The organism is Aliirhizobium wenxiniae (assembly GCF_019511445.1).
In the GTDB taxonomy this organism is placed as follows: domain Bacteria; phylum Pseudomonadota; class Alphaproteobacteria; order Rhizobiales; family Rhizobiaceae; genus Neorhizobium; species Neorhizobium wenxiniae_A.
Genome location: NZ_JAEUAN010000016.1, coordinates 1 through 14,124, shown reverse-complemented (window position 1 = coordinate 14,124; position 14,124 = coordinate 1). Strand labels below are relative to the sequence as shown.

General features: G+C 60.2%; 15 protein-coding genes. 9 read left to right on the top strand and 6 right to left on the bottom strand.

Translation table 11 applies throughout. The features are described from left to right. Nucleotides 1-37 precede the first annotated feature (37 nt). Both JNB91_RS19030 and JNB91_RS19025 read left to right on the top strand, forming a co-directional pair. Nucleotides 38-1,657 carry a glycoside hydrolase family 43 protein gene (locus JNB91_RS19030; protein WP_220327067.1) on the top strand — a complete coding sequence of 540 codons (1,620 nt, stop codon included), beginning with the start codon at nucleotides 38-40 and terminating at the stop codon, nucleotides 1,655-1,657. 150 nt (nucleotides 1,658-1,807) lie between these two features. After that, nucleotides 1,808-2,182: an RcnB family protein gene (locus JNB91_RS19025; protein ID WP_220327066.1), complete on the top strand. Its 375-nt coding sequence runs from the start codon at nucleotides 1,808-1,810 to the stop codon at nucleotides 2,180-2,182. A 159-nt stretch (nucleotides 2,183-2,341) separates the two neighbouring features. Here the strand turns inward: JNB91_RS19025 and znuA are convergent, their stop codons facing one another. After that, the gene (znuA, locus tag JNB91_RS19020) at nucleotides 2,342-3,376 is read right to left on the bottom strand and encodes a zinc ABC transporter substrate-binding protein ZnuA (protein WP_220327065.1); all 1,035 of its coding nucleotides are present in this window, start codon (nucleotides 3,374-3,376) and stop codon (nucleotides 2,342-2,344) included. 104 nt (nucleotides 3,377-3,480) lie between these two features. Here znuA and JNB91_RS19015 point away from each other — a divergent pair, with 104 nt between their 5' ends. Genes JNB91_RS19015 through JNB91_RS19005 form a run of 3 tightly spaced genes read left to right on the top strand, consistent with a single transcriptional unit; the run spans nucleotide 3,481 to nucleotide 5,667 of the window. After that, the gene (locus JNB91_RS19015) at nucleotides 3,481-4,422 is read left to right on the top strand and encodes an ATP-binding cassette domain-containing protein (RefSeq protein ID WP_223218285.1); all 942 of its coding nucleotides are present in this window, start codon (nucleotides 3,481-3,483) and stop codon (nucleotides 4,420-4,422) included. Continuing rightward, on the top strand, nucleotides 4,415-5,242 hold the full coding sequence (gene znuB, locus JNB91_RS19010) for a zinc ABC transporter permease subunit ZnuB (RefSeq protein ID WP_220327196.1): 828 nt from the start codon (nucleotides 4,415-4,417) through the stop codon (nucleotides 5,240-5,242). The genes JNB91_RS19015 and znuB overlap by 8 nt, the downstream gene beginning before the upstream one ends. Nucleotides 5,243-5,250: 8 nt before the next feature. Beyond that, nucleotides 5,251-5,667, top strand: coding sequence for a Fur family transcriptional regulator (locus JNB91_RS19005; RefSeq protein ID WP_346269371.1), 417 nt, complete (start codon nucleotides 5,251-5,253; stop codon nucleotides 5,665-5,667). Here the strand turns inward: JNB91_RS19005 and JNB91_RS19000 are convergent, their stop codons facing one another. After that, nucleotides 5,668-6,201, bottom strand: coding sequence for a gamma carbonic anhydrase family protein (locus JNB91_RS19000; protein WP_220327062.1), 534 nt, complete (start codon nucleotides 6,199-6,201; stop codon nucleotides 5,668-5,670). 76 nt (nucleotides 6,202-6,277) lie between these two features. Then, nucleotides 6,278-6,964, bottom strand: coding sequence for a fumarylacetoacetate hydrolase family protein (locus JNB91_RS18995; protein WP_220327061.1), 687 nt, complete (start codon nucleotides 6,962-6,964; stop codon nucleotides 6,278-6,280). Nucleotides 6,965-7,231: 267 nt separating this feature from the next. Here JNB91_RS18995 and JNB91_RS18990 point away from each other — a divergent pair, with 267 nt between their 5' ends. Then, nucleotides 7,232-7,531: a hypothetical protein gene (locus JNB91_RS18990; protein WP_220327060.1), complete on the top strand. Its 300-nt coding sequence runs from the start codon at nucleotides 7,232-7,234 to the stop codon at nucleotides 7,529-7,531. 61 nt (nucleotides 7,532-7,592) lie between these two features. Here JNB91_RS18990 and JNB91_RS18985 read toward each other — a convergent pair whose 3' ends face one another. Next, nucleotides 7,593-7,874, bottom strand: a complete 282-nt coding sequence (locus JNB91_RS18985; protein ID WP_220327059.1) for a hypothetical protein — start codon at nucleotides 7,872-7,874, stop codon at nucleotides 7,593-7,595. Between the two features lie 301 nt (nucleotides 7,875-8,175). Here JNB91_RS18985 and dusA point away from each other — a divergent pair, with 301 nt between their 5' ends. Continuing rightward, on the top strand, nucleotides 8,176-9,165 hold the full coding sequence (gene dusA, locus JNB91_RS18980; RefSeq protein WP_222857572.1) for a tRNA dihydrouridine(20/20a) synthase DusA: 990 nt from the start codon (nucleotides 8,176-8,178) through the stop codon (nucleotides 9,163-9,165). Between the two features lie 147 nt (nucleotides 9,166-9,312). Then, nucleotides 9,313-11,694, top strand: coding sequence for a bifunctional diguanylate cyclase/phosphodiesterase (locus JNB91_RS18975; RefSeq protein WP_223218277.1), 2,382 nt, complete (start codon nucleotides 9,313-9,315; stop codon nucleotides 11,692-11,694). Between the two features lie 60 nt (nucleotides 11,695-11,754). Here JNB91_RS18975 and JNB91_RS18970 read toward each other — a convergent pair whose 3' ends face one another. Further along, nucleotides 11,755-12,162, bottom strand: a complete 408-nt coding sequence (locus JNB91_RS18970; RefSeq protein ID WP_220327057.1) for a hypothetical protein — start codon at nucleotides 12,160-12,162, stop codon at nucleotides 11,755-11,757. 984 nt (nucleotides 12,163-13,146) lie between these two features. On the opposite strand from JNB91_RS18970, the gene JNB91_RS18965 reads away from it, so the two are divergent. Then, complete coding sequence (locus JNB91_RS18965) at nucleotides 13,147-13,464, top strand: DUF6693 family protein (protein WP_220327056.1); 318 nt, start codon at nucleotides 13,147-13,149, stop codon at nucleotides 13,462-13,464. Between the two features lie 185 nt (nucleotides 13,465-13,649). On the opposite strand, the gene JNB91_RS18960 is transcribed toward JNB91_RS18965, so the two are convergent. Continuing rightward, nucleotides 13,650-13,952 (bottom strand): hypothetical protein, encoded by a 303-nt coding sequence (locus JNB91_RS18960; RefSeq protein ID WP_220327055.1) that lies wholly within the window; start codon nucleotides 13,950-13,952, stop codon nucleotides 13,650-13,652. Nucleotides 13,953-14,124: the final 172 nt, after the last annotated feature.

The window sequence follows — 14,124 nt, the reverse complement described above, 5'->3', positions numbered from 1 at the left end:
CGACCGTAAAGCAATGAATGTGGGAGGAGACACAATCATGATCCGCAACCCGATCCTGCTGGGCTTCAACGCCGATCCGTCCATCTGCCGTGTCGGCGAGGATTATTACATCGCCACCTCCACCTTCGAATGGTATCCCGGCGTCCAGATCCACCACTCCCGCGATCTCGTCAACTGGACGCTCATCCGCCGTCCTCTGGAGCGAAAATCCCAGCTCGACATGCGCGGCAATCCCGATAGCTGCGGCGTCTGGGCGCCATGCCTGAGTTACGCCGACGGCCTGTTCTGGCTAGTCTATACCGACGTCAAACGTTACGATGGCAATTTCAAGGATGCGCATAACTACATCGTCACCTCGCCGACGATCGAAGGCGAATGGTCCGATCCTGCCTATGCCAATTCCTCCGGTTTCGATCCGTCGCTGTTCCACGATGACGATGGCCGCAAATGGTTCGTCAACATGCAGTGGAATCATCGCACCGAAAGCTATGGTGGCGCGCCGAAACATCCGGCCTTCGACGGCATCCTGCTGCAGGAATGGGATGTCGAGGCGAAGGCGCTGAAAGGCCCGATCACCAACATCTTTCCCGGCAGCCCGCTCGGCCTCGTCGAAGCGCCGCATCTCTTCAAGCGCAATGGCTGGTATTACCTGACGACTGCCGAAGGCGGTACCGGTTACGACCATGCGGTGACAATGGCCCGCTCGCGCATCATCGACGGCCAATACGAACTCCACCCGAACACGCATCTCCTGACATCCAAGGATAATCCCGAAGCCGTTCTGCAGCGCTCCGGCCACGGCCAATATGTCGAGACACCGGATGGTGACGTCTATCACACCCATCTCTGCAGCCGTCCCTTGGCGCCGAACCGTCGATCGCCGCTCGGCCGCGAAACCGGCCTGCAGAAATGCGTCTGGCAGGAGGATGGCTGGCTCTATCTCGCCCAGGGCGGCGTGGTCCCGGATGTCGATGTGCCGGCCCCGACCGATGCCGAGCCCGTCGCAAAGCCGGCCCGCATCGATTACGCCTTCAACGGAGAGGCGCTGCCGATCGATTTTCAGTGGCTGCGCACGCCCGAGCCGGACCGCATCTTCAGCCTCACGGAAAATCCCGGCCATTTGCGTTTGATCGGCCGAGAAAGCATCGGCTCATGGTTCGAACAGTCCCTCGTCGCCCGCCGCCAGGAGCATCACAGGTTTCGCGCGGAAACCACGGTCGAGACCTTCGATCCGGAGACCTATCAGCAGGTCTGCGGCCTGACCCACTATTACAACCGCCACAAATTCCACGCCCTCGTCGTCACCCTGCACGAAAAACTCGGCCGCGTCGTGACGATCTTCTCCTGCCCCGGCGATTTTCCGCATGGCCGCATGCAGTTTCCGGTCGGCAGCGGTGTCTCCATCCCGGATGGCCCGGTGGAACTCGCCATGGAAATCCGCGACAACGACCTGCAATTCTTCTGGCGGCCCTCAGGCAGCAATGATTGGCAGGAGATCGGCCCGGCTCTCGATGCCAGCGTCATCTCCGACGAGGGCGGACGCGGCGAACACGGATCCTTCACCGGCGCCTTTGCCGGCATGTTCGCCTTCGATACGTCGGGCAGGGCAAAAACCGCCGATTTCAGCCGTTTTGCCTACGAAGCGATTCTCGGCTGATTCGGCGAAGGGCTTGCGAAATCGTTAAATTCAGCCGTGAAAGCGTTACAACAAGTCCATAATTTCATTACGCATATTTAATCTTGCATTCATATGGCATTCATCGCTTGAAGCCTAATTCTTAGGCGTGTTCAACGCGAGGAATTAGCCATGAAGAAGTTCATTGTCGCACTGGTCGCCGCCACCGTTCTGGCCGGCCCGATCGCCACTGCAGCCCAGGCTCAGGATTGGCGCGGTGGCCCCGACCGCAGCCGCCATGTCGAAAGGCATGTCGATAAGCGGGTGGATAAGCGCGTCGACAAGCGCGTCCATGTCGACAAGAAGGTGGTGATCCACAAGCATCGCTGGTCGAAGGGGCACCGCATGTCGGCTGCCGAGCGTCGCCGCATGGCCGATATCCGCGATTACCGCCGCTACCGCCTGTCGGCACCGCCGCGCGGCTACAAGTGGGTTAAGGTCGATAACGACTACCTGATGATCGGCATCGCCACCGGCGTCATTTCCAGCATCATCGCTGCCCGCTAAGAGCTGTCCCGGCAGGCGTGAAAACCGGCTCTGCGGCCGCAGTTGCTTGAAAACTGAGAGACAGAGCGAAAAAATGAGACCGGCGGGTGTGTCGTTAGGCACCCGCCGGTCGTCTGCCTGAAGGCCGGTCGTGAGGGGAACTCGTTCCCGGCCATTGCATCACTGCGACAGGCAGGTCTTCATCGAGGTCGCAAGGCCCCGCATCAGCTGGAAATAGAGATCCGGTCCGGCCGAAAGCGTCGCTGCTTCCGGATCGAGCGTCGCCGATTTCGCCGGCGTGCCTTCCGTTACCACCTTCACCAGTTTCGGCTCGAACTGCGGTTCGGCAAACACGCAGGTGGCGCCAAGCTGCGTCACCTTGTCGTGGATCTGTTTCACCCGTTCAGCGCCCGGCATGGTTTCCGGGCTGACCGTGATCGAGCCTGCAACCTTCACCCCATAGTGCTTTTCGAAATACTGGTAGGCATCGTGGAAGACGATGAACGGCTTGTCCTTCACCGGTGACAGGGTGTCCTTGATCTCGGTATCCATGGCGTCGATCTGCCTGATCAGCTCGGCCGCGTTTTTCTGATAGGTCGCGGCATGTTCCGCATCCGCCTGCACCAGCTGCTTTTCGATCTCGGCGGCAATCGCCTTGGCATTCGACGGATCGAGCCACAGATGCGTATCGAAGGCACCATGGTCATGCCCTTCATGACCGTGGCCTTCATGGTCGTCGTGATCGGCATGCTGCTCGCCTTCGCCATGCTTGTGGTCATGGCCTGCCTCATGCGCATGGTCGTGCCCGTGATCATGGTCTCCATGACCATGCTCTCCATGATCATGGGCCTCGAAGGCGCCGCCCTCGCGGAAGGGCAGCTTTTCCAGCCCGGGCGCATCTTCCAGCGTCACCACCGTCGCCTTGGAAGCGAGCGCCTCGAGTGGCTTCTCCAGAAAGGCTTCCATGCCATGGCCGACCCAGAACACCATGTCGGCGCCTTCCAGCGTGCGGGCATTGGAAGGTTTCATCGTGAATGTATGCGGGGACGCCGCGCCATCGACGATCAGCTTCGGCTCACCGACTCCCTTCATGATCGCTGCCACCAGCGAGTGGATCGGCTTGATCGACACGACCACATCGGGGGCTGCGGCATTGGCGCTCGGCGCGGCAATCATGGCGGCCGAGGAGAGAAGGAGGGCGGCGGCGAATTTCATGAGCAGGCTTCCTTGTTTGCTGCCGTAATGTTATTACATCAATTGCGTTATGCTATAACGTGTGGCATGACGGGTGACAACAGGAAAATTCGCCGATCATGCTGATGAGCAGCCGGGCATCCTCTGCCCAGAAAAAACGGGAAAAACCCGCAAAAACTCTGGTCTCGCTCGAAAATGCCGGTATCCGCCGCGATGGCCGCTGGCTGGTTCGCGGCGTCGACTTTTCGATTTCCCGCGGCGAGGTCGTCACCCTCATCGGCCCGAACGGCGCCGGCAAGTCGACCACGGCCAAGATGGCGATCGGCGTTTTGAAGGCCGACGAAGGTTCCGTGTCCCGCAAGCGCGATTTGCGCATCGCTTATGTCCCGCAGAAACTGGCGATCGACTGGACCATGCCGCTCACCGTTCGCCGGCTGATGACGTTGACGGGGCCGTTGAAAGAGGCGGACATCCTCTCGGCACTGGAAGCCACCGGCATCCCGCATCTTGCTGGCTCCGAGGTCCGCCACCTGTCCGGCGGCGAGTTCCAGCGCGCGCTGCTTGCCCGCGCCATTGCCCGTAAGCCCGATCTGATGGTGCTCGACGAACCTGTCCAGGGCGTCGATTTTGCCGGCGAGGCGGCTCTTTACGATCTTATCCGCACCATCCGCAATGCCACCGGCTGCGGCATACTGATGATTTCGCACGACCTCCACATGGTCATGGCCGGCACCGATACGGTGATCTGCCTCAACGGCCACGTCTGCTGTCGCGGCACGCCGGAAGTGGTCAGCCAGAGTTCCGACTACGCAAAACTCTTCGGCGGCAATGCCCGCGCGCTGGCGGTCTATAACCACCAGCACGACCACACCCATCTTCCCGATGGCCGCGTGCGCCATGCGGACGGTTCGATCACCGATCATTGCCACAAGGACGACGGCCATCATCATGGTCATGGTCATGGGCATGATCACGATCATGCGCATGGCGACCACGATCACCACCACCACGGCGACCACGCCCATCATCATGCCGGCCATGAAGGCGAGGGCAGCCGCCATGCTTGACGATTTCTTCACCCGCGCGCTTATTGCCGGCATCGGCGTGGCCTTGACTGCCGGCCCGCTCGGCTGTTTCGTCGTCTGGCGGCGCATGGCCTATTTCGGCGATACCATGGCCCATTCGGCGCTGCTCGGCGTCGCCCTGTCGCTGTTCTTCGAGGTGAACCTGCTGATCGCCGTCTTTGGCGTGGCCGTCCTCGTCTCCGTCATGCTGCTGCTTTTGCAGCGGCGCCAGTCGCTCTCGGCCGATGCGCTGCTTGGCATTCTCTCCCATTCCGCTCTGGCGATCGGCCTCGTCCTCGTCGCCTTCATGACCTGGGTCAGGATCGATCTCATCGCCTTCCTCTTCGGTGATATCCTTGCCGTCACGCCCGCCGATATCGCCCTCATCTGGGGTGGTGGGGCCATCGTGGTTGCCGCCATCGCCTGGCTCTGGCGCCCGCTCATCGCCTCCACCGTCAGCGAGGACGTCGCGGAGGCTGAAGGCATGAACCCGGCGCGGACAAAGCTTTTCTTCATGCTGCTGATGGCGCTCGTCATTGCGATTGCCATGAAGATCGTCGGCATCATGCTGATCACCGCGCTCCTGATTATCCCGGCCGCCACCGCTCGCCGGTTCTCGATGAGCCCGGAATGGATGGCCGTCTTCGCCTCGCTGATCGGCGCATTGGCGGTCATCGGCGGCCTTTTCGGCTCGCTCACCTATGACACGCCATCCGGCCCTTCCATCGTGGTCGCGGCACTCCTACTTTTCATCATTAGCCTGATTCCGGCATTTGGCAGAAAACCTGCCGAACGCGCAGCCAATAAGGGAGTGCGAGGATGAACGCACCGATCGTCAATCCGGCCCTGACCAAGAACCAGACGCTCGTCTTCGATGTGCTGGAAAAATCCGAAGGCCCGATGAGCGCCTACACGATCCTCGACAAGCTGCGCGACCACGGTTTTCGCGCGCCGCTGCAGGTCTACCGCGCGCTCGACAAGCTCACCGAATTCGGCATGGTCCACCGGCTGGAAAGCCTCAACGCCTTCGTCGCCTGTGCCCATCGCGAGCATGAATGCTGCGGCGGCGCCCATGGTCACGGCCATGGCACGGTCGCCTTCGCCATCTGCGAAAGCTGCAATCAGGTGCTGGAGTTCCACGACCACAAGGTCGATCACAATCTCGGTGACTGGGCGAAATCCAAGGGTTTTAAGCCGTCCAAGACGACGATCGAAATCCGCGGCCTCTGCGAGAAATGCGCCGCCTGATCACGGACTGATTTCTCTGAGGTCGCGCGAAAACCGCTTCCAGTTTTCCACATAACGAGCGGCGGAAAGTGTCAGCTTCGCCGCCGCTTCGTCATCCAGCACGCGGATCGCTTTGGCGGGCGAGCCGACGATCAGCGAATTGTCGGGAAATTCCTTGCCCTCGGTCACCAGCGCATTGGCCCCGACAAGGCAATTCCTGCCGATCTTCGCCCCGTTCAGGATGGTGGCTCCCATGCCGACAAGCGAATTGTCACCGATCGTGCAGCCATGGATGATCGCGTGATGCCCGATCGTGCAGTCCGAGCCGATCGAAACGGGGAAGGCGGGATCGGTATGCACCATCACGCCCTCCTGGATGTTGGAGCGCGCGCCGATCGTGATCGGTTCGTTGTCTCCGCGCAGTGTCGCCCCGAACCAGATGCCGACATCCTCGCTAAGATCGACCTTGCCGATCACGTTGGCATCCGGCGCCACCCAGTAGCGGTAGGCAGCAGGGAGTTTCGGAGCAAAATCTCCGAGAGCATAGATCGGCATCAGGTCACTCCCCGAAGGACGCAATTCCGGCAAAGGCGTAAATCGGCTTTATGTCCGGAATTGCCCATGAAAATGATCAGACGATCGTCAGCGACAGTTCGCCGACACCGGTTACGCCACAGGTCACCTTGTCGCCCTTGACGATCGCGCCGACACCGGCCGGGGTTCCGGTCATGATGATGTCGCCCGGTGCCAGCTCGAACTGCTTGGAGAGTTCTGCGATGATTTCCGGCAGTTTCCAGATCATCTGGTTCAGATTGCCGTCCTGCTTGCGCGCGCCGTTGACCTCGAGCCAGATCGCGCCTTCCTGCGGATGACCGATCTTCGAGGCCGGTACGAGTGCCGAAACCGGCGCCGACTTTTCGAATGCCTTGGCCACTTCCCAGGAACGGCCTGCCTTCTTCATCTGGTCCTGTAGATCGCGGCGGGTAAAATCGATGCCGACGCCATAGCCATAGACCTTTGACAGCGCTTCTTCGGCCGGAATGTCGCTACCGCCGCCCGAAAGCGCCATCACCAGCTCCACCTCGAAATGCACGTTGGAAGAAAGCGGCGGATAGGGAAAGCTTTCGCCGTTATAGGCATTGTCGGCATTCTTCTGGAAAAAGAACGGTGCCTCGCGCGAAGGATCGTGCCCCATCTCGATCGCATGGTCGGCATAGTTGCGGCCGACACAGTAGACCCGGCGCACCGGAAACTGTTCGAGAACACCGACAACATCGAGCAGCACGGGTTCTGGGGCAGGGATCACGGTAGCGCGCATGGGATATCCTCGAAATCGGTAAATGCTGGAAGGCTTTGTCCAACAATTTTCCAAACAATCCTAGCCCGTTTTGGACCGGCGGGTACGGCTGATGTCGAATTTTTCGTCTTCTATTTGGATACTCCGGCGGGTATGGCGCCGGCGCTTTGCCGACCCGAGTGTCGATCGCTGCGCAGTGGTTGCTGATGACCGCAAGAAAGCCTGCTTGCCTTGACTGAAAAATCCAGCCAATGACTATTGCCAAAGCAAGATAAAGGTTCCGCATCCATGTCCAAGCAGCCGAAACCCGAAAAGTCGAAGCCATCCAAGGAGCCTGTGCTCGAGCATTCCGAATTCTCCGGTGAATTCGAGGACGAAGACATCACGGTGCTCGTCGATATTTTCCGCAATGCCGGAACCAACGAGGACTGGACGCTGGAAGTCATCAGCCAGACCGAAGTCGTCACCACCTGGGAAGACGGTTTTGCGACCGACAAGGACGCCTGGGAAGAGTTTCTCGCCACCGCCGAACGCGACGGCCTGAAAAGCTTTCTGGAAGAAGGCGAGGAAGAAACCTCGGTGCATTGAGGGGATAGGCCTCTACCTCAGAGATCGGCAAACGCCTGCAGGCGCTTGCCTTAGAATAAATCTAGTTCCGGTCCGAACCGGCCTTAGACAACAGAAACGCAAACGCCGCGGTCAGTGCCAACGCACCGATAATGGCGCTGGTCGTTGTGCCGGGATTGCGGCGTACCACCTCCGTCAGGTCATGACCGCCATGGCGAAACTGTCTGGCCACTTGGCGTGCACGCGGCGCGAGATAGCCGGATGCATCTTCGGCCGAAGCGCTGGCCTGTCTTGCCAATGCGCTACGCAAGTCTGCCAGCTGGCTGGTCAGACGGTCGATATCGGCGGAGAGATCGCGGGCCATGAGAATTCCTCGTTTGGCGTGAATATGCCTGATCAACGGTCAGGACGTAATCCGGTTCCAGCCTGCTCGATGCGTTTGGGCCGAGCCTTTCATTTCCGCTCGATCGCCTGTATAGCAGCGCCATTCCGTCCGGCGGCCTCAAGGCGAGGGCAGTTTCCGAAATAGGACTGGCCTTGCGTTCGGGTTTATCCCCGAGGCCAAAGGACGTGGCATAGTGTGTGCCCAGCCACGCGGAGCAGATGACGTGAGTTTTTACGAAAAAGCGCTGAAAACCGGCGAAAAGATCTTCGCGGTAGCCCCGATGATCGACTGGACGGACCGTCATTGCCGTTATCTGCACCGGCAATTGTCAGGCAAGGCGCTGCTTTACACCGAGATGGTCGTGGCCGATGCGATTATTCATGGGCCGCGCGAACGTCTTCTCTCTTTTTCGCCTCAGGAACATCCGGTGGCCTTGCAGCTTGGCGGTTCCGATGCCGGAAAACTCTCCGAAGCGATCCGGATTGCCGCTGATTATGGATATGACGAAATCGGGCTGAATGTCGGCTGCCCGTCGGACCGCGTTCAGTCTGGTACGTTCGGTGCCTGCCTGATGCGTGAAGCCGGCCATGTCGCAGATCTCGTCACTGCGATGAAGAAAGTCTCTTCCGTGCCGGTCACGGTCAAATGCCGCATCGGCGTCGATGATCAGGAGCCGGCCGATGTCTTGCCGGATTTTCTGGCTCGTATGGTCGGGGCAGGGGCGGACGCAATCTGGATCCATGCCCGCAAAGCCTGGCTTCAGGGATTGAGCCCGAAGGAAAACCGCGAGATACCACCTCTCGATTATGATCTCGTACACCGTATGAAGCGTGAGAATCCAAATGTGTTTCTCGGCATCAATGGTGGTATTTCCGATCTCGATCAGGCGAAAAGTCACCTCGCGGTGATGGACGGTGTCATGCTCGGCCGCGCCGCCTATCAGAATGCCGGTCTTCTGACGGGCGTTGACGCCATGCTGGAAGGTTTGGACCCAGCGGCGGTCGTCACCACCGAAGCCGATTGGATGGCTCTGCGCGATGCGATGATCGCCTATGCCGAAGAGGTCATCGCCTCGGGCGGCAGGCTGCATCACGTCACTCGCCACATGGTCGGTCTTTTCCAGGGGTATGCCGGTGCCCGGCGTTTTCGCCAGATCCTCTCCTCCGAGGCCACAAAACTCGGTGCCGGAACCGAAATCATCACCGCAGCCTTCGCCGCTGTTGACCTTGACGGCAACGCCGAGCGCAAACGGGAGAAAATCGCGGGATAAGCCCCCCCAGAATCTTATGGGTTTGCGTGCGTGTGTCGGAATGCGACATCCTTGCGTTGCTTCGTATTAGATATTTCTTAAATAGCGTACACGTAATGTTCCAGCTTATAGACGGTGAAATCAATCACCGCTGAAATCTGGTAGTGTATGATGTTCAAGGTTCTGGAATGCGTCGCGGTCCAGCATGATCATGCCCTTGTGGCTCTTGCGGCCGGCATTTGTGTCGTCGGCATGCTGGCATTTTTCCTCATCCATCGACGGGCGATCGAATGCAGTGAGAAGCGCCGGAAAATCTGGTTGCTCATCGCGGCCGTCACCGGCGGACTTTCGGTCTGGGCCACCCATTTCGTCGCGATGCTTGCCTATCAGGGTACGATTTCGATCGAATTCGAGCTGGTGCTGACGATCATCTCCGCCGTGATCGCCGCCGTCGGTTTCTGGGTGAGCCTCAGGATTGTCGAAGAGGGCACACTCAAGAGCGAGGTCATCGCCGGCACCGTTGCAACGCTGACGGTCGCTGCGATGCATTTCATCGGCACCGAGGCGATCCGGGCTGCTGCGACCATCCGCTACGAGATCGGCGTCATCCCGGTCGCCGCCGTGCTGTCGATTGGCCTGCTGACATTCGCCTTCCGCATGTCGATGCGCCGCAAGAACCGCCGCGGCCTCTGGGCGGCCATCGGCGCAAGCGTCCTTTCGATCTGCCTTCTGCATTTCTCCGCCATGTCGGCCACCACGCTCGTGCCGGATCCGTCGCTGCCGGAAGTGTCTCTTGATGGTGATATCGGCCGGATCTGGATGGTTTGGGCGGTCTCGGTCGTTGTCGGCATGATCGTGCTGGCCGGGACGATCGCGAGCTTTCTCGACCGTTATCTCACCGATTTGCGCGGGTTCGCTAATGCGACGCTTGAGGGGCTGGCCGTCGTCCGCGAGGGTGTCATTATCGAGGCCAATGCCCGGTTCCCCGCCATGCTTGGCCTCAGAGACCGCGATGTCATCGGTCGCTCGCCGGACGCGCTGATGGTGGCTGCCGACGGGATCTCGCTGATCGACGTCGAGCGCAGCCGCGCGGTCGAGGCGGCGCCATTGAAGGCGGGGCCGTTGAAGCCCGGCAAGGAGGCCTTCCTCGAAGTTGCTGTCCACACGATCGAATACCGCGGCCGCCAGTGCCAGGTCTTGGCCGTCCGCGACCTCACCGAAAAGCGCATCGCCGAACTCAGGGTCGAGCATATGGCCCGCCATGATGCGCTGACCGATCTGCCGAACCGTTCGCTGTTCAACGAGAAGCTCGAGACCGCGATCGATGTCGCGGGCAGTGCCGATGAGCGGCTGGCGGTTCTGGCGCTCGATCTCGACCGCTTCAAGGCCGTCAACGATGTGTTCGGCCATGCCGAGGGCGACCGGGTTCTGGTCAAGGTCGCCGACATATTGCGCCGCTGCGCCGGGGTGACCGATACGCCGGCCCGTATCGGCGGCGACGAATTCATCATCCTCCAGCCCGGTCTCGACCAGCCGACCGCGGCCTACCTCCTGGCCGACCGGATCCTCGATACGTTCCGGCAGGAGATGAACGTCAATTTCGACCCCAAGGCGGTCGGTGTCTCGATCGGCGTTTCGATCTTCCCCGAGGACGGCCGCACCGCCGACGAGCTGCGCAACGCCGCCGACATGGCGCTCTACAATGCCAAATTCAACGGCCGCGGTACCGCCGCCTTCTACTCGGCCGACATGGATGCGGACCTGCGCCAGCGCCGCCTGCTGGAAAGCGAGTTGCGCCACGCGGCCCTGCGCGACCAGCTGTCGCTGGTCTTCCAGCCGCTGTTCGACGCCTCGAACGGGACCTGCACCGGATACGAGGCGCTGATGCGCTGGAAGCATCCGGACCTCGGCCAAGTCTCGCCGGCAACCTTCATTCCGGTCGCCGAAGAAACCGGAATCATCGTCACGCTCGGCGAATGGGCGCTGCGCGAGGCCTGCCGCACCGCAGCCTCCTGGGATGACGGACTGGCGGTGGCGGTCAATGTCTCGGCGGTGCAGTTCCGGTTCCCCGATCTGGTCGACACGGTCGCGGCGGCGCTGACCGACAGCGGTCTGGAGCCGCACCGGCTGGAGCTGGAAATCACCGAAACCTCGTTGATTGAAAACCGCGAGACCGTGCTTGCCATGCTGAAAAAGTTGCGCAACCTCGGCGTGATGATCGTCATCGACGATTTCGGCACCGGATACTCGTCGCTCAGCAACCTGCAGACTTTTCCCTTCGACAAGATCAAGATCGACCGCAGCTTCATCTGGCAGATGGAGGAGGACGACAGCGCCCGCGCCATCGTCAAGGCGATCATCGGGCTGGGCAAAAGCCTCGACCTGCCGGTCGTCGCCGAAGGCATCGAAACCTTTGGCCAGCATCGCATGGTGATCGAGGACGGTATCGAGCAGCTGCAGGGCTTTCTGCTCGGCAAGCCGAAAAGTGCCGGCGAAGTGGAAGTCCTCTCCGGCATCCGCCGCGTGCCGTCCTTCCGCAAGCGGGGATAGCCGAGGCGGCAAGGGCAGGGCGCTGGCCGCAGGTTTGGTGGAGACGGCCGCCGCATCGCCTCAATCCTCCGCGCCGGCCAGCCGATCGGCGATCGCCATCCGCTTCTCCCTTGCGCGCCTTGTGGCATCCCATCGCTGCGCCAGGTAGCGGTTCGACACATTACGGGCGATCGCGATCGCCAGATCGTCGCGCATCCGCTGCGGTCCGCTTTGGTCCTCGAAAAACGGGCCTTCCCAGCCGAGAAACTCCCTGGCGAAACGTGCGTCCTCGTAGAGGCGGTCGAATATCGCCCGCTGACCGGCATCGAGATTACGCAGGCAGCCGGGTTCGCCGGTCGATTTGAAATGCCAGCGGCAGCGCTGGCCACGCCGGCAATCGCGGTGGCGGCAGACCATCAGCGGCAAGGCCATCGCCTCGGCGGTACGCGCGGCGAGATGGGTATCGATCGGCTGCTTTTCACGGGACATGCTTCCCCCTTGGCGATCCTCGGGTCTCACTTCGTTCGCCCGAGGAGGACGAGTGATTGTACGGACGGGGCGCAGAAAGCTGCCTCGTAAGTTAGTTAGTAAGTGACACCTCTCAGCGTCCCGTTCGGCAGTTTTTATCCGCGACTCCGGTCCCTCTGCCGTCGCCTTGTCGGATGGTGTTCGTCTGGCGCCACGAAACACGGACGGAACGACTTACCGCCAACACTTCGCTTTGCCGCCGCCGGGCTTCCCGCTTTCACGAGCGGACTTAAAGCCCGGCGAAACCATCCTTGAGGCCACCATGTGTGCCGCACAGGCACATCCGACGCGCCATTCGGGCATCAGAAGCGGCAGGCCGGTCCGAAAACCTTGCCGCTTCCCCCGTGTCGCCGGAGGGAGGCCATTTTCCGCGGACCCCGGTGGTGACGGTTCACGTCGTCCCTCCACCCCCAGCGCAGATCCCGCCTCGCCGGCACGCCTGCCGGTGTATCCGTGACGGAACGGGGTGATTGTAGGCATGGGTTTGGAGGGTGGGGATGAAAGGGGAAGGAATTTCGTGCAAGCCGTTGGTTTTGCTTACCGGAAGGAGCGGCAGCGTCCACGGTTATGGATTGCCACCACCGCCTGCCGTCATCCTCGGGCTTGACCCGAGGATCCAAAACCAAGCGAGCGGAGATAGGCCCTTTGAAGTCACCTGCGGGGACCGCGCATGGATCCTCGGGGCAAGCCCGAGGATGACGGCCGAGAGGTTGGGCGCAAGGGTGCCTAAAGCAACCGGGGTGGAAGCCGCGATGGTTAAGCGCCGCACGCGCGAAATTATCCACCTTCTGCCGAGACCGATTTCCCCAACCTCGGAAAACCTGCCGCAATTGACACTCTGTCATCTTCTGTCACTGTGCCCGCAGGCAGGCATCATCGTGTCGGGGGACAGGACGGAATGAACCAGGTATTGCGGCGGCTCAGACCGGGTCGCGGGCGGCGCGGTTGCGCTGCGAATTTTCGATCGGCCAGTCGATCGGCCATGTCATCGTCTGGGTCGTTCTGACGCTCATAACCTTCGGCCTCGCGCTGCTGGTCTTTCCCTATTACCTCAACCGGGCGGTGCTGAACCGTACCGAAGTGCTCGACCAGCAGGGCCGCCCGATCGGCAAGCTGCGCTGCAATTTCGACCTGATCTCCTCGATCGGCCACGTGATCATCTGGGGCATCCTGATCCTCATCACCTTTGGGATCGCCGGGTTCTTTTATCTCTACCGGGTGGTGCGGGTCGTGCTGAGCGATACGGTGATTGAGTATTATTGAGAAAGGTGAGGGCGGATACTCTAAGGGGGGGCACACGCGTCTTGAGTTTCTAAATGTCGTAAAATATTTCTAGGTGCTTATATTGAATTATACTTAAGTAATGGCTGCGGAGAGAACCAGTTTGTGACTTCTCAATGGGGTTGATTAGCGGCTTTAATTTAATGGCTTATGATATAATTTCTAGATTAAGGGTATTCTTTGATTTTATTCTTAAATTTCTTTTGGCACTCAACGTGAAGTGAGTGGTATGGGTCGATTTTAGAAATCAATAGCGGCTCATCTAAGCGCATCGACATCGCATACTTATATAAAAATTCGTTTTTGCCGTCGCCGTATTGCTCAGTTATTTTGGCAAGCAGAGCTGCGCGGCGACCTACCTCGCTAATATCTTGAATTGAGATCTCTTCGCGAGTGACGCCTAGTTTTTGCAAAGCTTTATATGCTTCAGGATCGAAGCGAAAAAGATCGTCTGCCTCGACTTCACACATTTTGAAAGGTTGCTCGACTGAACAGGCATGATTGCAAATCCCCATTGACCTTGCCCCCAAGTTTTATCCAGTTTTGAGTTCGCTCCAGCGGTTTTGGGTTGCTGTATTTGGGGCGGTAGCGGCGGGTTGCGGTGCGGAGCCATTCCGGCTGCGCAGCACCGCATCACGTCGC

Bases quoted from the DNA above. Each gene is read 5' to 3' on its own strand.
- JNB91_RS18990 (WP_220327060.1), top strand. From the start codon at position 7,232: ATGTCCAAGCAGCCGAAACCCGAAAAGTCGAAGCCATCCAAGGAGCCT.
- JNB91_RS19015 (WP_223218285.1), top strand. From the start codon at position 3,481: ATGAGCAGCCGGGCATCCTCTGCCCAGAAAAAACGGGAAAAACCCGCA.
- JNB91_RS19030 (WP_220327067.1), top strand. From the start codon at position 38: ATGATCCGCAACCCGATCCTGCTGGGCTTCAACGCCGATCCGTCCATC.
- JNB91_RS18995 (WP_220327061.1), bottom strand. From the start codon at position 6,964: ATGCGCGCTACCGTGATCCCTGCCCCAGAACCCGTGCTGCTCGATGTT.
- JNB91_RS18960 (WP_220327055.1), bottom strand. From the start codon at position 13,952: ATGTGTGAAGTCGAGGCAGACGATCTTTTTCGCTTCGATCCTGAAGCA.
- JNB91_RS19000 (WP_220327062.1), bottom strand. From the start codon at position 6,201: ATGCCGATCTATGCTCTCGGAGATTTTGCTCCGAAACTCCCTGCTGCC.
- JNB91_RS18975 (WP_223218277.1), top strand. From the start codon at position 9,313: ATGATGTTCAAGGTTCTGGAATGCGTCGCGGTCCAGCATGATCATGCC.
- JNB91_RS19025 (WP_220327066.1), top strand. From the start codon at position 1,808: ATGAAGAAGTTCATTGTCGCACTGGTCGCCGCCACCGTTCTGGCCGGC.
- JNB91_RS18985 (WP_220327059.1), bottom strand. From the start codon at position 7,874: ATGGCCCGCGATCTCTCCGCCGATATCGACCGTCTGACCAGCCAGCTG.
- znuA (WP_220327065.1), bottom strand. From the start codon at position 3,376: ATGAAATTCGCCGCCGCCCTCCTTCTCTCCTCGGCCGCCATGATTGCC.
- dusA (WP_222857572.1), top strand. From the start codon at position 8,176: ATGATCGACTGGACGGACCGTCATTGCCGTTATCTGCACCGGCAATTG.
- JNB91_RS18970 (WP_220327057.1), bottom strand. From the start codon at position 12,162: ATGTCCCGTGAAAAGCAGCCGATCGATACCCATCTCGCCGCGCGTACC.
- znuB (WP_220327196.1), top strand. From the start codon at position 4,415: ATGCTTGACGATTTCTTCACCCGCGCGCTTATTGCCGGCATCGGCGTG.